Annotated in this window: 20 protein-coding genes and 6 pseudogenes; 15 read left to right on the top strand and 11 right to left on the bottom strand. The window is 57.5% G+C overall.

The window, feature by feature from the left end:
• Nucleotides 1–154: 154 nt before the first annotated feature.
• From AC1DIJ_RS30705 to AC1DIJ_RS30695, 3 genes are all read left to right on the top strand, one after another.
• Nucleotides 155–1,213 (top strand): aldo/keto reductase, encoded by a 1,059-nt coding sequence (locus AC1DIJ_RS30705; RefSeq protein WP_112390184.1) that lies wholly within the window; start codon nt 155–157, stop codon nt 1,211–1,213.
• 136 nt (nt 1,214–1,349) lie between these two features.
• A complete protein-coding gene (locus AC1DIJ_RS30700; protein WP_112390183.1) occupies nt 1,350–1,847 on the top strand; it encodes a nuclear transport factor 2 family protein in 498 nt (165 codons plus the stop codon).
• A gap of 96 nt (nt 1,848–1,943) precedes the next feature.
• The gene (locus AC1DIJ_RS30695; protein WP_112390182.1) at nt 1,944–2,270 is read left to right on the top strand and encodes an Atu4866 domain-containing protein; all 327 of its coding nucleotides are present in this window, start codon (nt 1,944–1,946) and stop codon (nt 2,268–2,270) included.
• Nucleotides 2,271–2,312: 42 nt separating this feature from the next.
• On the opposite strand, the gene AC1DIJ_RS30690 is transcribed toward AC1DIJ_RS30695, so the two are convergent.
• Complete coding sequence (locus tag AC1DIJ_RS30690) at nt 2,313–3,212, bottom strand: LysR family transcriptional regulator (RefSeq protein WP_112390181.1); 900 nt, start codon at nt 3,210–3,212, stop codon at nt 2,313–2,315.
• A 95-nt stretch (nt 3,213–3,307) separates the two neighbouring features.
• Between AC1DIJ_RS30690 and AC1DIJ_RS30685 the strand changes: the two genes are divergently transcribed.
• The 3 genes and pseudogenes from AC1DIJ_RS30685 to AC1DIJ_RS30675 form a co-directional block, all read left to right on the top strand.
• On the top strand, nt 3,308–4,141 hold the full coding sequence (locus tag AC1DIJ_RS30685; protein WP_112390180.1) for an SDR family oxidoreductase: 834 nt from the start codon (nt 3,308–3,310) through the stop codon (nt 4,139–4,141).
• Between the two features lie 49 nt (nt 4,142–4,190).
• Nucleotides 4,191–4,577, top strand: a pseudogene (locus AC1DIJ_RS30680) (lipocalin-like domain-containing protein); the annotation flags it as partial.
• Nucleotides 4,578–4,675: 98 nt separating this feature from the next.
• Nucleotides 4,676–4,816: pseudogene (locus AC1DIJ_RS30675) on the top strand (dioxygenase family protein); the annotation flags it as partial.
• Between the two features lie 85 nt (nt 4,817–4,901).
• Here the strand turns inward: AC1DIJ_RS30675 and AC1DIJ_RS30670 are convergent.
• From AC1DIJ_RS30670 to AC1DIJ_RS30660, 3 genes and pseudogenes are all read right to left on the bottom strand, one after another.
• Nucleotides 4,902–5,477: a hypothetical protein gene (locus AC1DIJ_RS30670; RefSeq protein WP_148194285.1), complete on the bottom strand. Its 576-nt coding sequence runs from the start codon at nt 5,475–5,477 to the stop codon at nt 4,902–4,904.
• Nucleotides 5,478–5,620: 143 nt separating this feature from the next.
• A pseudogene (locus tag AC1DIJ_RS30665) lies at nt 5,621–6,357 on the bottom strand (SDR family NAD(P)-dependent oxidoreductase).
• A 306-nt stretch (nt 6,358–6,663) separates the two neighbouring features.
• Entirely contained in the window at nt 6,664–7,080 is a 417-nt protein-coding gene (locus AC1DIJ_RS30660) for a winged helix-turn-helix transcriptional regulator (protein WP_112390177.1), read from the bottom strand.
• Nucleotides 7,081–7,209: 129 nt separating this feature from the next.
• Here AC1DIJ_RS30660 and AC1DIJ_RS30655 point away from each other — a divergent pair, with 129 nt between their 5' ends.
• A complete protein-coding gene (locus tag AC1DIJ_RS30655; protein ID WP_112390176.1) occupies nt 7,210–7,944 on the top strand; it encodes an SDR family oxidoreductase in 735 nt (244 codons plus the stop codon).
• A gap of 326 nt (nt 7,945–8,270) precedes the next feature.
• Here AC1DIJ_RS30655 and AC1DIJ_RS30650 read toward each other — a convergent pair.
• Nucleotides 8,271–8,534: pseudogene (locus AC1DIJ_RS30650) on the bottom strand (MarR family winged helix-turn-helix transcriptional regulator); the annotation flags it as partial.
• Between the two features lie 173 nt (nt 8,535–8,707).
• Here AC1DIJ_RS30650 and AC1DIJ_RS30645 point away from each other — a divergent pair.
• The 3 genes and pseudogenes from AC1DIJ_RS30645 to AC1DIJ_RS30635 all read left to right on the top strand — a co-directional run.
• Nucleotides 8,708–9,973 (top strand): annotated as a pseudogene (locus tag AC1DIJ_RS30645) (HD domain-containing protein); the annotation flags it as partial.
• A gap of 97 nt (nt 9,974–10,070) precedes the next feature.
• Nucleotides 10,071–10,667: a DUF433 domain-containing protein gene (locus AC1DIJ_RS30640; protein ID WP_112390173.1), complete on the top strand. Its 597-nt coding sequence runs from the start codon at nt 10,071–10,073 to the stop codon at nt 10,665–10,667.
• A 601-nt stretch (nt 10,668–11,268) separates the two neighbouring features.
• Nucleotides 11,269–12,489, top strand: a complete 1,221-nt coding sequence (locus AC1DIJ_RS30635) for an ABC-three component system protein (RefSeq protein ID WP_112390172.1) — start codon at nt 11,269–11,271, stop codon at nt 12,487–12,489.
• A 58-nt stretch (nt 12,490–12,547) separates the two neighbouring features.
• Here AC1DIJ_RS30635 and AC1DIJ_RS30630 read toward each other — a convergent pair whose 3' ends face one another.
• The 3 genes from AC1DIJ_RS30630 to AC1DIJ_RS30620 form a co-directional block, all read right to left on the bottom strand.
• A complete protein-coding gene (locus AC1DIJ_RS30630) occupies nt 12,548–13,537 on the bottom strand; it encodes an alpha/beta fold hydrolase (protein WP_112390171.1) in 990 nt (329 codons plus the stop codon).
• A gap of 60 nt (nt 13,538–13,597) precedes the next feature.
• On the bottom strand, nt 13,598–14,323 hold the full coding sequence (locus tag AC1DIJ_RS30625) for an SDR family oxidoreductase (RefSeq protein WP_477831755.1): 726 nt from the start codon (nt 14,321–14,323) through the stop codon (nt 13,598–13,600).
• 104 nt (nt 14,324–14,427) lie between these two features.
• Nucleotides 14,428–15,147 carry a hypothetical protein gene (locus tag AC1DIJ_RS30620; RefSeq protein ID WP_112390169.1) on the bottom strand — a complete coding sequence of 240 codons (720 nt, stop codon included), beginning with the start codon at nt 15,145–15,147 and terminating at the stop codon, nt 14,428–14,430.
• 170 nt (nt 15,148–15,317) lie between these two features.
• Between AC1DIJ_RS30620 and AC1DIJ_RS30615 the strand changes: the two genes are divergently transcribed.
• Nucleotides 15,318–15,893, top strand: coding sequence for a TetR/AcrR family transcriptional regulator (locus AC1DIJ_RS30615; protein WP_112390168.1), 576 nt, complete (start codon nt 15,318–15,320; stop codon nt 15,891–15,893).
• Nucleotides 15,894–16,023: 130 nt separating this feature from the next.
• On the opposite strand, the gene AC1DIJ_RS30610 is transcribed toward AC1DIJ_RS30615, so the two are convergent.
• On the bottom strand, nt 16,024–16,251 hold the full coding sequence (locus AC1DIJ_RS30610) for a hypothetical protein (protein WP_112390167.1): 228 nt from the start codon (nt 16,249–16,251) through the stop codon (nt 16,024–16,026).
• A 254-nt stretch (nt 16,252–16,505) separates the two neighbouring features.
• Between AC1DIJ_RS30610 and AC1DIJ_RS30605 the strand changes: the two genes are divergently transcribed.
• The 4 genes from AC1DIJ_RS30605 (at nt 16,506) to AC1DIJ_RS30590 (ending at nt 20,136) form a co-directional block, all read left to right on the top strand.
• Nucleotides 16,506–18,266, top strand: a complete 1,761-nt coding sequence (locus AC1DIJ_RS30605; protein WP_112390166.1) for a PAS domain S-box protein — start codon at nt 16,506–16,508, stop codon at nt 18,264–18,266.
• A gap of 62 nt (nt 18,267–18,328) precedes the next feature.
• A complete protein-coding gene (locus tag AC1DIJ_RS30600; RefSeq protein ID WP_112390165.1) occupies nt 18,329–19,456 on the top strand; it encodes a PAS domain-containing protein in 1,128 nt (375 codons plus the stop codon).
• A complete protein-coding gene (locus AC1DIJ_RS30595; protein ID WP_112390164.1) occupies nt 19,453–19,878 on the top strand; it encodes a response regulator in 426 nt (141 codons plus the stop codon). Before AC1DIJ_RS30600 ends, AC1DIJ_RS30595 begins: the two co-directional genes overlap by 4 nt.
• A 48-nt stretch (nt 19,879–19,926) precedes the next feature.
• Nucleotides 19,927–20,136, top strand: a complete 210-nt coding sequence (locus tag AC1DIJ_RS30590; protein ID WP_112390163.1) for a hypothetical protein — start codon at nt 19,927–19,929, stop codon at nt 20,134–20,136.
• Nucleotides 20,137–20,257: 121 nt separating this feature from the next.
• Here the strand turns inward: AC1DIJ_RS30590 and AC1DIJ_RS30585 are convergent, their stop codons facing one another.
• Complete coding sequence (locus AC1DIJ_RS30585) at nt 20,258–20,620, bottom strand: response regulator (RefSeq protein WP_112390162.1); 363 nt, start codon at nt 20,618–20,620, stop codon at nt 20,258–20,260.
• A gap of 150 nt (nt 20,621–20,770) precedes the next feature.
• Nucleotides 20,771–21,695 (bottom strand): annotated as a pseudogene (locus AC1DIJ_RS30580) (IS3 family transposase); the annotation flags it as partial.

Below are 21,695 nucleotides of genomic sequence, written 5' to 3'. Positions count from 1 at the left end.
GTTCAGCACCGCAGGACGGCGAAAAGCCCCGTCCTGCGAACGGAGAAGATTTACCCGGCTGGCAAAATGCCGGTCAAAACGCAACCGAACCCAGGGAAAAGCCACGCCGAACAAGCGTTTTTGTCCTTGAGTTCTTTCATTGGAGACAGCCAACATGACGCTTGATCACTACAGACTTCTTGGAAGGTCGGGTTTGCGCGTTTCGCCATTGAGCTTGGGAACGATGACCTTCGGTTCCGAGTGGGGATGGGGTGCGGACGGCGATGAGGCCCGCCGCATCTTCGATCTCTATGTCGATCGCGGCGGTAACTTCGTCGATACATCGGTGAACTACACCAATGGAGGCGCTGAACGTTTGCTAGGAACCTTTATCGGCGACAAGCGCGAGCGGATCGTTCTTGCGACGAAATTTACGATGGCACGCGACCCGGCCAACCCGAACTCAGGCGGTAACCACCGCCTGAACATGGTGCGCTCCGTTGAGCAGAGCTTGAAGCAACTCGCCACGGATCGCATCGACCTCCTTTATCTGCATGCGTGGGACATGACGACCCGGCCGGATGAGGTCATGCGAGGGCTCGACGACCTCATTCGGTCCGGAAAAGTGCTCTATCTCGGCATTTGCAACACGCCTGGATGGCGCGTTGCGCAAATGCAGACGCTCGCCGACATTCGCGGCTGGTCGCCTTTCGTGGCGCTGCAGATCGAATACAGCCTCGTGGAACGGACGGTCGAGCACGAGCTTATACCGGCGGCTGAGGCTCTGGGCCTTGGGGTGCTTCCGTGGTCACCGCTCGGCGGTGGCGTCCTCACAGGCAAATATTCCCTTGCCGACGTAGAAGATTCACGAGAGGCGGCTGTGTCCGCCAGCCGCAAGGGTGTCATAGCGTCGTCCGGTCACCTGAACGAGCGCGCAATCGAAATCGCGGACGAGGTTCGAGCCGTCGCCGAGCAGGTCAACTCCACACCATCGCAAGTGGCGCTTGCGTGGACGCTGGCCAATCCGACGGTCGTCTCCCCCATCATCGGCGCCCGCACGTTCGCTCAGGCCGAAGACAATCTTGGAGCTCTGGATCTGCTGCTGACGCGGGAACAACTGGATCGTTTAAACCGGATCAGCGCCCCGAGCCCCGTCTTTCCCGCTCGCTTCACGCAACGTCCCCTCGTCCAGCAACTGATCTTCGGCAACGCTGCGGTCGAACGCCGCGGCTGACCCTTCAGACGATGTGGGGCCTGTCGACGGTGCATGATCTTCATGCCAGTCGATAGGTCCCAACAAACCCTCAGCAACAGGAAAGGACCGATATCATGACCCTCCCGAGGTACCACCATATCGCCCGCGCGAGCCGTTGATTGCACTGGGATTGCTGTCGCTCGCCCTGCCGGGCGCAGCCTTCGCCGACACCGCGGCAACGCAGGTTACGGACAGTGCCGCGATCGAGCAACGGAACAAAGCGATCGTAGAAGCCGCCTTCGAAAAGTGGCGTGGAGGCACCTATGTCTTCGCGGAACTTCTCGCTCCCGATGTCGTCTGGACGATCCATGGTTCCGGACCGGTCGCTGGCACCTATCTTAACCAGAAAGACTTCATCGAACAGGCATCGCGTCCTCTGACCAGCCGGCTCGCGACCCCGATCGCGCCGGAGGTGCACAACATCTTCGCCGACGGCGACACGGTCATCATCCGCTTCGACGGAACAGCGACCACGATGTCGGGCGCACCTTATCGCAACCAGTTCGTCTGGATACTCAAAATGAAGGACGGCCTCGTCGTCAATGCGGAGGCCTTTCTGGACCTTGTTGCCTATCAGCAGGTCGTCGACAACAACGCCCCGCGGTCCCAATGACCGACGCCCGCGGTTCGGCAGATGTGCGTCTGCCGAACCGCACCAAGCATCCATGCGCGATCGCCTCCAAACCGAGAACCTTAGTGGAGCCAGACCATGCGACAGGCATTTGCTGCACTCATCACGGCCACCCTTTCTATCCAACCCGCAGAAGCACAGGAGACCAATTTGCATCCGAACCATCCTTATGCCGGCATGTGGGTCACCGACGACAACCGGGTTCGCCATGAACTTCTGCCGAACGGACGCTATGTCGAGGCCCGCGGCCAGCGCGAGCGGGCCTATCAAGGCCGCTACGAAGTCGACGGGACGCATATCGAATACTGGGACGACACGGGCTTTACTGCCGACGGCGATTTCGTCGATGCCAACACACTGCACCATGGCGGCATGATCTTGCGACGTCAGCAAGCGACGCCTTAACATACCAGTTGACAGGGGCGGTGCCCACTCAGCGCCGCCCTGTCATCGCGACCTGTCCACCTCTCGGAGGAGGTCGATGAAGGCTCGTAGCGGTGACGGCACGTGCCGGCTGCGAGGGTAATAGAGTGCCAAGCCGGGTGTAGGCGGACACCAGTCATCGAGCACAGTCACCAATTGGCCAGATTTGAGTAAAGATCGGGCAAAGTATTCAGGTACATATGCGATACCGCGCCCGTCCACCGCCGCCTGGACGAGAAGATCGCTGTCATCGAGCGTGAGATTGCCGGGCACATCGACCGCAATTTCGGCACCTCGTTTTGAGAACTCCCAGCGATAGCGTTTGCCGCTCGGCAGACGCTGGCGAATACAGCAATGCGCATTGAGGTCGTCAGGTGTCTGCAGTCCGGCTTTGCCCTTGAGATAGAACGGCGCCGCCACGGCGATGAAGCGAACGTCGCCTGCAAACTTTACCGCGACCATATCTTTGGGAACAGCTTCCAGCAGTCGGACGCCCGCGTCGAAACCCTGTTCCACGATATCGACGAGCCGACCTTCAGACACGAGATCAAGTTCGACGTCGGGATAAAGATCGAGAAATCGTGGGACGACGTCAGCAAGCAGGATGCGGGCACCGCTCTTGTTCGCATTGATGCGTAGTGCTCCGCTTGGGGTACCGCGCTCCTCCGAGAGCGTATCGAGCGCGTGGTCAAGATCCTGAAGAACGGGATCGAGGCGTGCAAGCAGGCGAGCGCCAGCCTGGGTCAGCGACACGCTGCGTGTCGTCCGATTGAAGAGGCGGACGTCCAGTTTTGCTTCTAATCCGATGATCGTGTGGCTGAGGGCGGAGCGCGAAACACCCATGACATCGGCCGCCCTGCGGAAGCTCTGATGATTGGCCACCGCGGCAAAGGCGGCAAGGTCGTTCAAGCTGGGGCGTACCATTCGTGAATTATCCTCACCATGTTATCCCAAATTGAAGATCTTATAGCACCAATCCTCCGGATCTACATTTGCAGATGAACAATGAGGAAAATTACATGACAAGGACATGGTTCATCACTGGCGCTTCCTCCGGGCTCGGTCTTGAAATGACGCAGCAGTTACTCGCCCAAGGGGACACCGTCATCGCCACGCTCCGTCGCCCAGGAACGCTGACGCAGCTTGAGCAGAAATATCGCGAGCGCCTGGATACCGTTCAGCTTGATCTGGTCGAGCCGGAGAGCATTGTCTCGGCCGTCGAACGAGCCTTTGAGCGGCATGGCCGCATAGACGTGATCGTCAGCAACGCGGGCTATGGCCTGTTCGGTGCTGCGGAGGAGCTGACGAATGAAGAGATCGACCGGCAGATCGCCACAAATCTCACGGGGTCCATTCATCTGATCCGCGCAGCAATGTCTCATCTTCGCCGGCAAGGCGGTGGACGGATCGTTCAAGTCTCGTCCGAAGGCGGGCAGATCGCCTATCCGGGCTTCAGCCTCTATCACGCGACCAAGTGGGGCATCGAGGGGTTCCTCGAATCCGTGGCACAGGAAGTGGCGCCTTTCAGCATCGACGTCATCATCGCCGAGCCCGGGCCGACGGGCACGAATTTCGGAGCGAATCTCGTTCAGGCCATACCGTTGGATGCCTACGCTGAAACGCCGGCTGGCGCCGTTCGCCGGGCGATCAGCGACGGAAGCTTCGAGATCAAAGGGGATGCGGTGCGCGCCGTGTCCGCAATGATCTCAGCCGCCGAGAGCGAGGAGCCACCGCTGCGGCTGACGCTAGGCAGCACGGCCTATTCCTCTATCTCAAAGGCGCTTTCTGCACGCCTGTCCGCCCTTGAGGCACAGAGAGACGTGGCAGATTCCGCCGACAGGCAGGATCTTTGAACCGCAGCGGTCCGGAACCAAGGACTTCGAGAACAGGAAAGAAGATAACATGACCATTCGTCTAGCTATATTGGCTCTCGCCCTTACTGTCTCGGCTTCTGCTTTTGCCCAGACAGCCGCTGAAAACCAGGTTGTAGGCACTTGGCGCATGGTATCGGCAACCATCGATTCCGGCGGAAAAAACATCGCCGCCTATGGAGAAAAGCCCAATGGCCTTCTCGTGTTCACACCCGACATGCACTTTGTAGAGGTTCTGACCGACGCCGACGTCCCGCGCTTTGCTTCCAATGCACGAGGTGAGGGGACTGACGATGAAAATCGCAATGCGATGTCACGCAGCATCGGGTTCTTCGGCACTTACACCGTCGATGAGACGGGCGAATTCAGCGGAAATCGTGTCGAGGGATCGACATTTCCGAACTGGGTCGGCAGCGTACGAACACGCGATGATCTGAGGATGGTTGTTGACGGCGACCGGATGACCGAACAGTTCCGCAGGCCGGAAGGCACTGAAATTAAGATTGAATGGCAGCGGGTGGGCGCGTCCTCACCACCCAGCTCTATTTTCCCGGCGAGGCGAGGAATACCAGAGACAGGTTGTTTGACGAGGCGCTGCTCCTCGACATCAAGCAAACCGGTGACGGAAGGTTCGGGCGGTTTGATTTCGTAGTTTGACGAAGATGGCATCTCAGCGGGCGCCCCGCTTTACCGACCTGCAGGATGTCATTGAGCCGTTCGGGCGATTGCGAACGCCGCCGCTTCACGGCGTTGCATCCAAGGGTATGGGATCCCCTTCCGGCGCGGGTTCTGGTGCGTCGTCAGGCTTGCCGTCTTCGTTTTCCAACCCGAGTTGTTGGAGGATAATTTCCTTGATTTGCTGTTCGATCGCCTCTCGATCCTTCTGGCTCATTGCAGCCAGCTTGTCTTCATTAAGCTCGCGATCTTTCAGGAAGAAATAGCGGATGCGTTCGGCTGGAGTCATCTTGGACACCTTCAGGAACTCGTCACCCGCATCGGGTTTCTCGTCTTTACTGAGAGCGGCGCGGTTAGGCTTTTGGTCCAACACAACGCCGTTGCTCTCCATCGACCACAGCGCGTCCGCAAGCTTCGAGCCATATCGGGGATCAAGCGAGACAGACGGGAGATTTCCATTTCCTTTTCCTTGCTGTGCTTCACGGACGGTGTCTTGCCCGGGCAAGCGTGATGCCGACTGCAAGAGCAGGGGAATCCGGGAGTTGCCTGTAACGATCATCGTGTTGATTCCCTTGGTTACTCCTGCCTCTGAACATCGCATCGTCGGCTTGCTCAGGGCTGATCGCGTACCGACGAATTCCATACCAGATAAGGTCTCTTCGGCCGATTGTGGTTATCAAGTGTGGCCGCGCCTTGATGCCTTCTGGACCCTTTCCGGCACCAGTCAAGACGCGATGCGAGGGCCAGCGGACGTCGGGAAGGCCGACGTCCGAATAAGGTGGAGGATTACGCGTTGAAGCCGGCGTCTACACTTAGAACGGCGCCGGTAATCAGACTGGCCGCAGGACCAGCCAGGAAAGCAACTGCACTGGCGACTTCACGGGGTTCGCCGAAGCGGCCAAGTGAGGTGAGGCTGCGCTGATAGTCAGCATTCTCCCCATTGGCGGGGTTCATTTCCGTGTCAGTTGAACCCGGGAGAACCAGATTGACGGTGATGCCTTGAGGTCCAAGTTCGCGCGAAAGCCCCCGCGTGAAGGACAGAAGTGCCGACTTCGACATCGCGTAAGCCGTTACACCGGGGAAGGGGACGCGCTCTGCCAGGGAGGAGCCGAGAGAGATGATCCGGCCACCGGATGAAAGATGTGGGATTGCCGCCTGTGCGAACAGGACGGGCACGCGAACGTTGACATCAAGCATGGCCTGCAGGTCGGCGAGGGGAAGATCCGCAGTCATGCCGGCAGTTCCGATGCCCGCACTGTTGACCAGGATATCAAGCCCTCCGAGTGCATCGACCGTATGGCTGACGGCGCGCCGAATGGCGTTCGGGTCGGCACTGTCGGCTTGAATGGCCAGCCCGCGCCGGCCCTTTTCCTCGATAGTCTTGACCACCGATGCAGCCCTATCGGCCGAGCGATGATACGTGAAGGCGACGTCGGCGCCATTCTCGGCAAGCGCAAAAGCGATCGCGGCCCCATTCCGCGTGAGCCGCCGCTCACCAAGGCCCGTTTTCCAAGCAGTTCCATGAGCTTTCCCGAGAGTATACGAGAACCTTTGGCGTTGCGCCCAAACAGGATGCTCTGAGCCAACAGCGCCTCCACAACGAATATGCCAGCCGCGCCGTACAGTCCGCGTAATCCCGTCAAGAAAAAGAGTCGACCATAGCCGTAAGCCTACTTCCCGGCGCAATCGCTCATTCCAACCAGGTAACCAATGTACATTACAAAGAGATTTCGACTGGATGGCTCTATAACAACTAGGTCTTCGGTTCACATCCCCTCAAGGCGGCCGCTTTGTAACACTCAATAGGCGCGCGATACGCAAAGACATTCCTATTCGGCGGCCGCCGATCGCTTCGAAGCAATCCGTCCATCCTGCAAAGCCTCACGCTCGGCGAAGACGCGGGTAACCTCGGCCATGTTGTCTGTGCCCCATGAGCAGAGCGGCACAAGGGCTTCGGCCAGGCTCCTACCCAACGGGGTGAGACTGTAGTCGACCCTTGGTGGAATCTCTTTGTAGTCGGTCCGCTTCACGAGACCGTCCGCCTCCAACTCCTTGAGCTGCTGGATCAGCATCTTGTCACTGACGTCGCGCACGGCTCGCCGTAGCGCGCCGTATCGGGTTGGGCCGCCCTGGGCGACGAAGTACAGGATCAGCGGTTTCCACTTGCCCGCAATAACACGCAACGTCGCGTCTAGGCCGCAAGTAAACCCGGCCAGCGTTGGGGTGCAGGTTTTAGCCGCTGGCATAGCCTGCGTTGACGACGAGTTGAAGTCTGACTGATCTGATACCATTTCTACGTACTTACCAAAAGGTGCATACTTGTCAATGAGTGTGCGGGCCGCCAGCTTAGTCTGATCTCAGTGAAGGAGCACATCATGAACAGACTACAGGGTAAGACGGCAGTGATAACGGGCGGCGGAAGCGGCATCGGTTTCGGAGCCGCCAAGCGGTTCATCGAAGAGGGCGCTTTTGTCTACATATTCGGCCGCCGCCAGGAAACACTCGACACCGCCGTAGTGCAACTCGGGTCCTCGGCACGCGCCGTCCAAGGGTCAGTGACCGACCTTTCCGACCTCAACCGGCTGTATGAGACGGTCAAGAGCGAGCGCGGCGGGCTGGATGTTCTCCTCGCCAATGCCGGGACCGGGTCGTTCGCGCCGCTCGGCGAAATTACGCCTGAGCACTACGACCAGATCTTCGATCTCAACGTGAAGGGCACGGTGTTCACGGTGCAGAAGGCCCTGCCGCTGATGTCGGAGGGGGCGTCGATCATCTTGACGGGTTCAAGCACGGGGGTGATGGGGACGCCGGCCTTCAGCATCTACAGCGCAACGAAGGCGGCGGTCCGAAACCTCGCACGCGGCTGGGCGCTGGACTTACGCGGCACGGGCATCCGCGTCAACGTCATGTCGCCGGGGCCGATCACAACAGAGTTGGCATTGGAAGTCTTAGGTGATGAAGGGATGAACGCAATCGGGGCGACGACAGTGCTCGGGCGCATGGGCGAGCCCTCCGAGACCGGAGCGGTGGCTGCGTTTCTCGCATCTTCGGATTCAAGCTTCATGACTGGCGGCGAAGTCTTCGTCGATGGAGGTCTGGCGCAAGTCTAATCGGTAGTAGATGTGTCGGCGGCGTCGCAGGTTGGAAATTGCGGCCTGCGGCGTCGATTTGCTCTCAAGCTTGTAAATTAGGTGGTCGATGGCACCGGACGAACGTTGATGAGAGCGGTCGAGCCTCATCGATCAACCGTTCACGCATACTCTGAGCGTTTCGCTGTCATCGCCGACATCATGTCCGCCGCTGCATGTCAGCACCCTAGCGCCGTTCAGCTAATGGGGTCGCTGTTTTCAAATCCTTTCAAGAGGAAACGCAAAAATTTATATCTTCAGGCAGGGCAGGGGCTCACAATCGCTCCGTGCGCCGTCGTCGCAGACCATCAAGTGCCCGGACGCTCCAGGCCGTCCTCAACGACGATCGAGTCGAGTGCTTTCCTAAGGGTGGCGACGCCCGCTGCACCGTTTAGCTTCGCGAACTCCTGTTGCGCTGCGTTCCAGAGAGGCGATGCCTTGTCATGCAGGGCATCGCCCTCGCGGGTCAGCTTGATGATCCGATAGCGGCCATCGGTGGGCGACGGCTTCATCGTCACGAAACCGTCCCTCTCCAGCGTGCCGACCATCTTCCCCATCGCCGTGCGTTCGACGTCGAGCCGCTCGGCCGTCCGTTATTCCTGAACCTGATGAAGGCCAGCATCTCCAGGATGACCGGTCTCGTCGATAACATCATGGATCTTGCACGCGCGCGCCTTGGCGGAGGCATCTCACTGGAGATGAAGGAAACCGATTTGGTCGAGACGGTCATTCGCGATTCGCTCACTCACTGGGGGTCTACAAAATCGCAAAGCGGATGCTTACGGTCATTGAGCCTGATGGAGCAGCAGGGAATTGGTCTCCAAAAGCCGAGGCGAGCCTTGCGGCGGCCCTTTTGCATGACGTCGGCCACGACATGTTCAGCCACGCCTTCGAAACAGCGATGGACTTCTTCCTCTCCCGCAATCAGCTTGAAGGCGATTCCGCTATCGCGTTTCACGCGGCGGTCGATCATGAGAAAGTCGGACAGAAAATCATCATGGACTCGTCGGTGAGCGAGGCGTTGACCAAATTTGGGGGTCAGCAATTCCCCTCGATGGTCCGGGACATCATCAAGAAAACGGATGAAAACTGCATTTACACATCCGTCGTTTCAAGCCAGCTCGATGCCGACAGGCTCGATTACGCAAAACGCGACGCTTACTTTGCCGGCGTTTCCTCAGGTGGCATAGACCTGGATTGGCTGTTACGGAATTTCAGAGTTGGGGAAAATGGAAACGCCCGTTTTCTTTACGTCGACAGCAAGGCTTACATTTCCCTTGAGCAGTTCACAGTAACCCTCTTCCAACTCTACCCCACCATTTATCTTCATAAGAAGACCAGGGGGCTCGAGTACATGTTCGCATTACTGCTGAGCAGGGTGTTCGAACTCATCGCTGCTGGTGATATCTCAAGTGCTGGATTGACCGAAGACCACCCGCTTGTGAGGTTTTTCCGAAATCCGGGAAACCTAGAAAACGCCCGTCTCCTCGACGACACGCTGTTCTGGGGCTCACTCTATCAGTTCCGGGAAGCGCCGGATCCGTCGGTAAGCGATGTAGCCACCCGAATTTCTGATCGCAACATTTTCCCGATGATAGATGTCTGGAAAATTGCCGACGAAGTCATGGCGCTGCGATCGACCAAATTGGACCTTGCGGCGCCCGAGCGCGTAGAGCGCATCGGCGCCATTTGTGACGCGGTAGCGAAAGAGATCCAGGAAGATCCTGCAATCTGGAGCAGTGACTGCTACTATGACAATGCAGGCCGCCAGATCTATAAACCGAAGGGTATCCGCGGTGGCCATCCGCAACAGATCAACGTCGGCGTCGAAGGACAGGTTCTCGACATTGCTTCCATCTCACCGATTGTCGCAAGCGCAGCATCCTTCAAAATCCATAGGATCTATTACGACGATCGCAAATTCGAGCGCGTGGACGCGCTAAGATCCATCCGAGATCTCGTCACTGCGCGTTTGACGGAAATGGAAAGCCAGAAGTCGGGCTGCATTTGAAGATTGGCAATTTAATTCGAGGCAGCGCATCCCCTCACCACACATTGAAAACTAGCTAATTCGGCCCTATACTAGGGGCTGAATTAGCGAGGTTAGAATGGAAACTTTGACAACGGCGCAGGCGGCCTTCGTTCTCGGAGAACCTCTCGATAACTTTAAAAAGGTTGTTGAGCGGTCGCCGGTGAAGCCCGATATGGTAAAGAGAGGAGGACGGAGGATCCGACAGTTCGGTACTGCCGACCTAGTGTTTCTGCATGCTTATAACGAGCTGAAACAGGCATTCACGCCGAAAATTCAGTCGGAACTTTACCATGCCCTGAAATCGACCATGAACGGCCGACACGAGAAACTCGTGACATTTGGGAATCATCGATACGACATTTCCAGCCACGTTCGTAACATCGAAAAGAAAGTAAAAGAACTTGATAGGCTGAACGCGCAGATCGACGCGTCGGGGAAGGATCCGTTGATCAGGGGTACCAAAATCGAAGCCCATCGGATTGCGGCGCTTCTCGACGCCGGCGCCTCGATCCGCCAGGTCCTGCAGGACTATCCTAAGCTCACCGAGTCTCAGATCACCGCCGCAAAGTTTTTCGCAGAGGCACATCCAAAGGCAGGCCGACCGTACCCAAAGCAAACCGCGAAAGCCGCAATGCGCAACGCTGATCTTAGCGCGTTGGATGACCTAGATTGAAATACCTGCTTGACACAAACGTGCTGAAGGAACTCAGCCGACCGACGCCTCATGAGAACGTCGAAGCCTGGCTTTCAAAGGTCGATGATATCGATCTTGCCATCAGCGTTATCTCTGTGCGTGAAATATCCAAGGGCATTGAGAAAAGCGCGCATCCGATGAGGGGCTTGCAAATAGACTTGCCGAGTCGGCGAAGCGGATATTTGCCGCCTACGATGATCGGATCATCTCTATCGACGGACGTATCGCGGTCGTCTAGGGAACTCACCTCGGCCGCAGTGACAAAAACATCGATGATGTGGGCTTGGCTGCGACTGCAAAGGTTCACAATCTTGTCGTCGTCACCAGAAACGAAAAGGACTTCGCGGAACGTGAGGTAACAATTCTGAATCCCTTCAAATCTCCTGCGAAACTTATTCCTCGTGTGTGAACTGGCTGGAACATGATCTATGCCAAGTTGGCCTTGACCAACAACCTGACCGTCAGCTGAGGAAACAATTCAAATGCCAAGAAGACAGGGGAAAACTGTTGGCGCTGCACACGTTATACTTGTGCGGTTGCAAATTCATGCCATTACTTGAGATTGGTAGGGAGACAATGCGTGAGTGGGCAGTCCGACAAGTTCAGTGCGGCGCCGGCGGCCGCCGGATACTTGTATCAGGCGAGGCTCGCGCTTCTTCTGTGCATTCCGCATCTTAATGCTGGGTCGGAGCTCGAAGTCGCGATTGAGAAGCTTGATGATATTTCCTTCGAGCAAGAAGGAGAGCCCAAGCAGCTTCTCCAGGCAAAGCATCATATCAGCCGGGTGGGCAGTCTATCTGACACAAGCCCCGACATCTGGAAGACGTTGAGAATTTGGTCAGAGCTGGCAAGCGCTGATCCTTCACTTCCGTCACGCGTCAAGCTGGTGCTGGTCACGACAGGGAGTATTCCAGAAGGGTCTGCAGCGTCTTTCCTGCGTGCGCCCACCGAGGGACGCCATAACGGCCGGGATCCAAAGGCCGCCGCAGAGATATTGTCCAGGGCGGCCTCGCAGTCTCAGAATGAAGGGCTCAAGCAAGCCTTTGTTGCGTTTCTTGCACTGCCGGAGCGGATGCGCGCATCTCTCCTGAGCGCTCTGGAGATCGTCGATCAGCAGCCGATCGTGGCCGATATCGAGATAGAGCTGGAACGCGCGCTGCGGCTTGTCGCCCCTCCGGGCAAAGCCAGACTTGCCAGGGAAATGCTGGAGGGGTGGTGGTGGCCACGAATTTGCGCTGCATTGTCAGCCAGTACCGTCCAGTCCATCCCGCTCGGGCTCATCGAGGCAAAACTGGACGACATCCGCGATGCCCTAAAGCGTGACGCTCTTGTTGCCGAATTCGACCAAGTCGAGCCGTCGGCCGAGGAGTCGGATCAATATGATGCCTTCGTGTTCGTCCGGCAGCTGCAGATAATCGGCGTTGGCGGCAACCGCATTGGCTATGCGAAACGCGACTTTTACCGTGCCTTTGTCCAGCGATCAAAGTGGACACGCGATCATGTCGTTCTGGATGAGAAATTCGAGCGCGTTCTGGTGGAAGAGTGGGAACCGCGCTATGCGGCAATGTGTGACGACACCTCCGAGGTGGACGGAGAGGATCCTCGCCTATCGACAGGCGGGCGTGACATCTACGATTGGGTGGAGATGGAAGCGCGTTTCCCGGGGACACGGCACGTTATGCCCATGCCCGCTGCTACAGCCGACCACAAGCCGGTATCCGCCGCGACCCCGGCGAGAACGCACCTGACACCGGGCATCTCCGGCGAGGCAATGTCTGCAACGGGTCGCCCCTATAAGTGACCGCCCCAAAACTCAGGAGTCATGGGGCGCCGGCTTCGGCGTTGTGCCTCCGCCAGGTTCAGATCACGCGGCCGAGGAATTCGTGAACGCGGCTGGCGATCTCATCACCCTTGTCGGCAAGGGCACAGTGGCCGCTGTCGAGCAGATGCAGCTCGGCCTTCGGCAACACGCTGAGATACTTCTGCTGATTGTCGCCGTTGAACAGAATGTCGTTCTTGCCGGTTACGATGAGGGTCGGCGGCTGCTGAGACTTCAGGAAGTTCTGGGCATTCTGAAGGACCGGGCCGTTGGTGCGGATATCGTAGAGCAGGTCAAGCGAGGCGTCTCCGGCGCCGGGACGCAGCAGCATGGCGTATTCCGATTGGTATTGCTCGGGATCGATTGCGGACGGATCGCTGACGCCGTTGACATACAGGCCGCGGACAACGTCGAGGGTGTGGTAGTGCTCGCCAGCCTTCTGGCGGCTGTCGGCAGAACCGGTCTGCCAGTACGGCACGATCGGTCCGAACCACGGGCTTTCGGCAAAGAACAGCGGGTTGTTCTGTGCGATCAGCGCCTTCATGCGGCCTGGCGACTTCATGGCGACGCGGTAACCAACGAGGCCGCCGAAGTCGGTCGCATAAAGGGCGTATTGCTTGATGCCGACCTTGTCGACGAACTTGCCGACGACCTCGCCCAGGTTGTCGAAGGTGTATTTGAAGCTCGAGTTCGAAGGAATGGCACTGTTGCCGAAGCCCGGATAATCAGGCGCAAAGACGTGATACTTGCCGGCCAATTCGTCGATGAGCTCACGGAACATTGCCGACGATGACGGCCAGCCGTGTAGCATGAGGACAACAGGCGCACCCGGCTTGCCGGCCTCGCGGTAGAAGACGGAGACACCGTCGATAACGACGGTCTTGTAGTGGACCTGAGCGGCAGACTTGCCCGGAAGCGCGGCCTTTGTCTCAGGGCTGTTGGACTTGGCGAGGCTGGAGGTGGCGCTGGCTGCAATCACGGCTGCCGAACCAGCGAGGACACTCGTAGCGAAAAAACGACGTGTGATCATGATCTCATTTTCCTTGGGGGTGTTTAGGACTGAGTCTTTGCGAATTTCTGTCTTCAGGTTTCAGCCGCCGAGGTGCAGCGAGCGGTACTCAAGCGCGCGGTTGTCGGTCGCCCAGAGCTGTTCTGCCTGCTGTGCCATTGGGTCGGGGAAGATGTATGTCTGTCCTTCCGCGATACCTTTCACGATGTTGGCAGCCGCAGATTCCGGGGTTGCCTTGTCCGGATAGGGAACGACCTTTGCAAGATCGGTATCGATCGGTCCCGGATAGATGCCGATAACCGTGACGTTGTGCTTTTCCATGCTGCCGCGGAGCGACTGCGTCAGCGAATGCAGGGCAGCCTTGGATGCCGAATAGCCGGCCATCAGCGGAATGGCCGAAAGGCCGACGACGCTGCTGACGTTTGCGATCGTGCCGGAGCGGCGCGTCACGAACTGCGGCGTGAAGGCGCGCAGGACGCGCAGCGTGCCGAAGTAGTTGGTGCGCATGTCATCTTCGATCGCCGTCCAGTCGCTGTCGGCAAGATTGCCGAAGGCGAGCGTGCCAGCGTTGTTGAGCAGGATGTCGACATCCGGAGCGGCGGCTACCGCAGCAGTGACAGAGGCATCGCTGGTGATATCGAGCGGAAGCGGGATTACCCTTCCGTCGTTAAAAGACGGAAGGCTCTTCGGATCGCGCGCGGCCGCATAGACCTTGGCCGCGCCGGCTTTCAGCATTTCCTTGACTGTTGCTGCGCCAATGCCGCGATTGGCACCGGTCACGAGCACTACTTTGTTCGAGATGGTCACGATTTTCTCCTCATGACTGTACTGGATTTGGCGAAGTTTTGAGGTTCCTTGGAGGACACGCAGGGAACTCGATCGATTGGGAAACGGGGAGGCTTGTCGGCGCTCTACGAAAGCGTGATGGCCTCGAGATCCAGCCGGAAGATTGACGGCGCCCTGAGGAGCGTCTGGTCATTGGCGTCACGGAAGACGACGCGGCGATGGGTCGGGAAGATGAAGCCATCGAAGCTTTTATGATCGAAGGTGTAGTGCGAAGCCGGACCCTTGCTGACATCTGGCGTGTAGTCGTTGCGCACGAGATGGCCGGGATCGTTGAAATAGAAGCGCTGTTCCTTGCAATGGACTTCGATATTGTCCGGGAAGGTGACCTTCAGCACCCGCCAGCGTTCGCCATGCTCCTCGTGCGGCGCGATTTCCTCGCAACGCACACCGTTGCGTGCAAGCAGGAATGGCATCGCCAGGTAGTTGGTGAGCGCGTAGCCGATGAAATAAAGAAACTGCAGGTCGTTCCAGGGCGACTGGCGATCATAGCCCTCGAACGTCTTGCGCGGCTGGTCAAGTTTCGAAATCTCGACACCAGAGTCGGTCTCGATCCGCACAATGCCCTCGTCGTAGATGCCGCGGCTGCCGGGCGCCGGGAAAGGTGCGATTGCGGCGCGTTGCCGTTTGGAATCGACTTTAACCATGGCAGCGCGCAGGCCGTGCGGCTGCTTCTTCAATTCGAGGGCCGCGCCGCGCAGCGTCAGCAGGAAGTCGATGTGGTTCACGCGGCGCCAGTTTTCCAGCCCGCCGTGCGCATCGAGAACTTTTTCTAAAAGGTCGCTCATGTCACGCGTTGTCCTTTGAGTTGAGCGCCGAAGATGGCCAGTTTGGCCACCTCCGTGCGCCCCAAGAAGTAAACGCTGTCGTTTACTGCCCTTGATGTAAACGACAACGTTTACTTCGTCAACCGGACTCGCTATAAAAAAGAAATGGCAGCGCCAAAGAGGGTTAAGACATGGACCAGGACCTCGAAATCGAGGGGAAGAAGCTCGAGATCGTCAAAAATGCATTCGACCGGTTTTACGAAGGCGGCTTCCATGCCACGAGCATGGAGGCGGCTTTGGGTGGGACCGGTATTTCGAAGCGCACGCTCTATAAATATTTCCCGTCCAAGGAGGATCTGATCGAGGCCGTCCTGCGCCTTTACGGAGAGCATGTCGTCGATGACCTGTTCGGCCCCGTCGCAGGCATTGAAGATCCGCGGGAGCAGATCGTCGAGTTTTTCGACGTCAACAAGATCGAAGGGCGGATGCTGACGCGCGGATGCCTCGGAATGAAGGCTGCCCAGGAATATGCCGGAAAGAACGGCCGTATCGTCGAGTTCGGGCGTTACGCAAGTTCACGCGGCGAGGCCAAATTCCTCGAACTGTGCCGGCTGGCAGATTTTGCGGAGCCGGAACGTTTGGCAAAGCAGCTTAATCTGATCTTCCAGGGCGCTTTAGTGCTTTCACATACCTCGGGTGAGACGTCCTCGTTTATTTCGGCGAGGGAAACGGCTGCAACCATTTTAGAGAAAGCTGCGGTGCATTAACCGATGCAATCGGGCTGGGGCTGCGCCAATTACGGGCTTCACAAAGTTCCATGAATGGGTGCTGTGGCGCGAAGCTTAATTTTGTCAGCGTCTTGATGAAATGGAATCCAGGTCAATGGTTCAGTTCCCATCAAGAGCGCGATGCCAACTCGCCAAGATCGCGATGTAAGGACATGGCAGTGTCCAATTCCTGCCTGGTGTCATGTCCCTCGCGATACAGGTTTATGATGATCGCAGCGGCAAGCTCAGCCTCTGCGCTGTTCTTGGTCAAATGGTGAGCTTCCAGCCAATCTTTGAATGATTGGTCGATAACCGACAATTCGTTCGGACCGAATGACGTTTCTAAAAATGCGCGCATACCCGTTCCCTTCTCGCGGCGCACATATGGGAAATCAACCAGAAAGGGTCAAGTCTGCTGCTTTGGTGAGCTGAAATCGGTAGCGGTGTGTCCGATTAGAGGCTGATTTCATTGCGAAAAGACCTTGCTGCGACCACCTCACGCTATACATTGAGCACTGGGACGAACGTTTGCGACGTCGCAACGATTTAGAGTGGGCGCCGATGCAGAACGAAACGGGGGAAATTTTCTCGGGGCAAGACGAGATTTCTCGAATGCTTGAGCGGGGAGACTGGGACCGGTCCATGCTTGGCCCGCCTTCGGTTTGGCCTCCGTGCCTGAGATCCGCTGTCGACATCATGCTGCCTTCCATGGCGCAGATCGTTTTGTTCTGGGGGCCGGACTTCGTCGCCCTCTACAACGCACCCTATGCACCGTCGATCGGACAACGGCACCCGAAGGCTTTCGGTCGCCCCGCACGAGAAAACTGGAGCGAGCTATGGGACGATCTCGAACCGCTCCTGCGTCAAGTCCTGGACAAAGGCGAGACGGTCGCCGCCAAGGACCGCCCATTTTATATCGAGCGGCACGGCTACCCGGAAACTGTCTATTTTGATATTTCTTATTCCCCGATCCGCGATGAAAACGGGACGGTTTGCGGCGTCTTCTGCATTGTCAACGAGACCACAGATCGCGTCCGCGCCGATCGGGCGCTGCAGGCAAGCGAAGAACGGCTGCGGGCGGTAATATCGCAGTCGGCGGCCGGGATTGGCCAAGGGAGCCTCAATGGCGAGATCCTGCACGTCAACAAGCGGTTTTGCGAGATTGTCGGCTACGAGGAACAGGAGCTGCTCGGCAAGAACATCCGCGACATCACCTATGCCGACGATATGCCCGAGCAAACCCGATTGTACCAGCGGCTTGCACAGACCGGCGAGAGCTTCGATCTCGAAAAGCGATATGTCCGAAAAGATGGCAGTCTCGTCTGGGTGAACAATACCGTCTCGCCGCTTCGAGACGATAGCGGCAGGATTCGCCAGGTTGCGGTCGTCTCGATCGATATCAGCGAACGCAAAAAAGGGCAGGAGGTCGAGCGCCAGCTGGCGTCCATCATCGCATCTTCCAATGATGCCATCCTGGGCATCGATCTCGATATGACTATCACGTCCTGGAACGCCTCGGCGGAGAGGCTCTACGGTTACAAGGCGGACGAGATCATCGGTCAGTCTGTACTGATCCTTGTGCCTGCTGATCGGATCGACGAGGAGCCGACGCTGTTGAGCCGCGTCAGGGCCGGATCGACGGTGGAGCCTTACGAAACCAGGCGCCGTCACAAGGATGGCCATCTCGTCGATGTTCTCCTCAGCGTGTCGCCAATCTACGACAGCGCCGGCAGGATTATCGGCGCATCCAAGATCGCTCACGATATTTCTGCGAAAAAGGAAGCGGATCGGCTTCAGGCGGTGCTGATCGGCGAGTTGCACCACCGGGTGAAGAATGTCTTTGCCACGGTCATGGCGATTGCCCGTCAGACCCTGGCAAAAGATGCTGAGGCCAGCGGTGCGGTGACCGCTTTCGAGGCTCGCCTTTCGGCCATGGCGCATGCCCACGACCTTCTTGCCGAGGGGCATTGGCAGAGTGCAGATCTCAAGGCTGTGGTAGAGCAGGCTATCGCTCCATATCCTTCAGAGCGGTTTGATGTTTCTGGCGCTCCGGTCTTGCTGCCGCAAAAAGTCGTTGCGTCACTCTCGCTTGCTCTCCATGAACTCGGCACAAATGCTGCCAAATATGGTGCACTCTCCAATGCGACAGGCAGAATTGCCATCAGCTGGAGCTACGCTGAAGAAACCGGAGATCTTCGCCTCGTTTGGAGGGAGATGGACGGACCGGAGGTTCTCCCTCCGACCCGCAAGGGCTTCGGGTCCCGCCTCGTCGAACGCTTGTTGGCCGCGGAGCTGAACGGCAAATCGACAATCGCCTATGATCCGTCCGGTGTGATTTGCGAGATCGAGGCGACGATAACGTCTTTGCCCTGACAAAAACCGGAACCAATTCCCCAGCCGCGGCATTTGTTGCGGACTTTACGATCAGGACCGCCATGCAAGAAAAGGATCAATATCGGACCGATGCCCGCAACGCCGGCGACCGTCTCGTCGCCGGGCATGTAAGCGAGGATCCTTTTGCGGCCGCGTTCAAGGCGACCCGGATGCCAATGATCGTCACCGATCCGAACCAGTCCGACAATCCGATCATCTTCTGCAACGAAGCCTTCCGAAGGCTCACGGGCTACAGAGATGACGAGATAATCGGGCGCAATTGCCGTTTACTGCAGGGTCCAGAGACTGACAAAGCAACGATCGCGAGGATCCGGGAGGGCATCGCGGCCGGCCACGATGTTGCTGTCGATATTCTTAATTACCGAAAAGACGGCACTACGTTTTGGAATGCGGTATTCATCAGCCCCGTCCGGGACGAGGCAGGGACAATCATCTATTTCTTTGCGTCCCAGCTCGATTTCACAACTGTCAAAAGCCGGGAAGCAGACCTGGCGGCTGCGCGCCATGAGGCGGAGGCGGAGGTGGCAAAAAACACCGCCACCCTCAAGGCGGCACTGGAGGCGCGCACGCTGCTCGTCCACGAGGTGGACCATCGGGTGAAAAACAACCTGCTGACGATGGCTTCCATCGTAAAAATGCAGGCACGCATCACCACCGATTATCGGCAAAGGCAGACACTCATGTCGGTCCTCAACCGAATAGAGGCCCTCAGCACAGTTCAGCGAAAGCTGTTCACGCTCGACGACGTGTCGAAGTTCGATATCTCAGAGTTCACAAAGGAATTGGTGACAGATCTTGTCGATGCCACTGGCCGCAACGACATCCGTCTGTCTTTGGATCTTTCGCCGCTGCTCGTGCCCGCTGTCAAAGCCACGCCTTTGTCGCTGATCGTCAATGAGTTGGTCGGCGATGCAGTTCGACGGGGCCTCATGGACGGCGGCGGCGACATCCACGTGCTGGTCAAACGCCTCAACGGTCATTTTCTGATCCGTGTCGAGGACACGTCCGAACCAGTTGAGCCTGATATTGAAAGCACCGAGCTCGGACGCATGTTGATCGAGGCGTCTGCTTTGCAGCTCGGCGCCGAAATCGAACGTAAACAGGATAGACGAAAGACGGTTGTCGATGTGGTGCTGCTTGTCGGCGACCATCAGGAGAATACACATTGAAAGTTATGATCGTCGAAGACGAAATGCTGCTCGCCATGGAGCTTGAAAGCGAGGTGGAGATCGCGGGCCATCAGGTTACAGGCCTCGCCATGAGCAGCATCCAGGCGCGCGAGCAGATCAACGCGTCGAAGCCTGATTTCGCATTCGTCGATATCCATCTCATGGATGGCCCGACCGGGATCGACGTGGGTCGGGAACTAGCAGCTGCGGGCATTCCGTATGTCTTCGTGAGCGGCAATATCAAGAAGATCCCGGAAGGGTTTGCCGGCGCACTCGGTGCAATCGAAAAGCCCTACACGATGAACGGAATGAAAAATGCCCTGACTTACATTTCCGCACTCGTCGGAGGCGACGAGAGTGGGCCGCCGCCCGCAAGTCTGGTTTTGGCAGAAGACGCGAATGCAGGGAAGCGGTTTGGCTAAGACCTAAGGAGGAGCGCGGCTAACACGGAGCAAAAATGGGAGGAATTGATGAGTGACAACCAAAACATTTTGAAAGAGGTCAAACCTAGGCTGCACGCGTTGATCGATGAGCTCGTCGCTAAAGGTGCCGAGAGATCCGCGGTGATCTACATGATCGAGAAGGAATCTGCCCAGCTTCGTGATAGGATGGACGAGATCCCAGATCATCAGATCGACGAGCCCTCAAACGATTGGCCGTCGGCGACCAAAGCCCAGTAAGTCTTGCTTGCCTCGAGGTAGCGATAGCAGCGGGCATCATATTGGGCGGTTGCGATTTGCAGAGTTGCTAGCATCGGCATCCTTGGCTTGACGGTCTCGCTCAGCTTAGGACCTCATCGTGTTAGATCATTTCGCGTATCGCGTGAATCACACGTGACGGATCATAGGGCTTACTGAAAAAGCGGCCGACGACCGGAAGGGTATCATCGCTCATGTGGCGGTGACCCGATGTCACGATGATCTTGACTGGTGGCCATCGATCTCGAACCGCGGCCGCAAGTTTCAAGCCATCCATGCTGCCAGGCATATCGATATCGGTGAACATCAGACGAACCTCCGGATGTGCGTCGAGCAGGCTGATGGCGTCGTCGGCGTTCGATGCTTCCAGCACCTGAAAACCTTCGTCGTCTAGCAATAGCCCAATATCCATCCGAACGAGAGCCTCGTCCTCCACGACAAGGACCGTTAAACCGTTGCCGCCCATCCCCAACGCTCCATCATGATTTACAGGCAGATAAAATGGTCCAAGAGTATGATAACGTCTCTCGTACGAATATGATCCGCCAGGTTCGGGAATGTCTTCAGTAAGTGTTCAAACCTTCTGGAGTGCCCCCCATTTCGCCGGACAGMTCAGCTATTGAGACAATGCTTTGATGAACTCCCTTGGGGAGGCCATTTTGAGCGCTGAGTGTGGATGGATTTCATTATAGTCTTCAATCCATCCGTCGATCTTCCGGAGAGCTGTGTCGGCGYCCGGAATGGATGAGATGCGTATGTAGTCCCGCTTCAAGGTTTTGACGAAGGCTTCAGACATGCCGTTCGATTGTGGGCTGGCAACGGGCGTGAAGCATGGAATCAGGTTGAGGGCTTGAGCAAACAGCCTGGTCTCGCGCGCGGTGTATGCACTGCCGTTATCAGATAAATGTTCTATTGCGTGCGGGGCGCTGGTTGCGCCGAAGCGCTTTTCGACGGCCTCCAACATCATGTCTCGAATGTCGGAACCTGATATCCCGGCATTGGCGACGGCTGCCCATGAGATAATTTCCCGGTCAAACGCATCGATGATGAACGCGAGACGAACCACCTCGCCATTCCAGCAGGTGAACTCAAGGCCGTCCGAGCACCAGCGGAGATTAGACCGCATCACCATGACCTTGCCGTCGTGGACACGGCCTATTCGCACCGCCGTGTGTTTCTCAAGGATCATAGCATGATTGGCCATGATGCGATGAACTCGCTTGCGATTGACGACGGGCAGATCGGCGGCTCGCCGCTGCCTGTTGAGGGGGCAGCGATCCGCCGATAGCCATAGGTCGGCCGAGCATCCACGAGTTTACGAATGGCAGGCAGCAGCTCGGCATCATCCGCTTTGAGATATGATCCACGCGGCTTAGACTTGCCTTTAAGACGCTCCACGAGATTGGACCTCGATACGCCAAGGACGTCAGCCACGGTCTTCATCGGGAACCGTCCTTCGGCAACAAGATCGGCCGCGATATCGGTTTTTTTGAGTGGGCTTTGGAAAGAGCTTCGCGGAGAATCTCGTTCTCCAACGTCTC

Source organism: Rhizobium sp. 10N427 (assembly GCF_056394605.1).
Note: the sequence above shows the minus strand (reverse complement) of the source record. Positions and strands in the feature narration are given on the sequence as shown.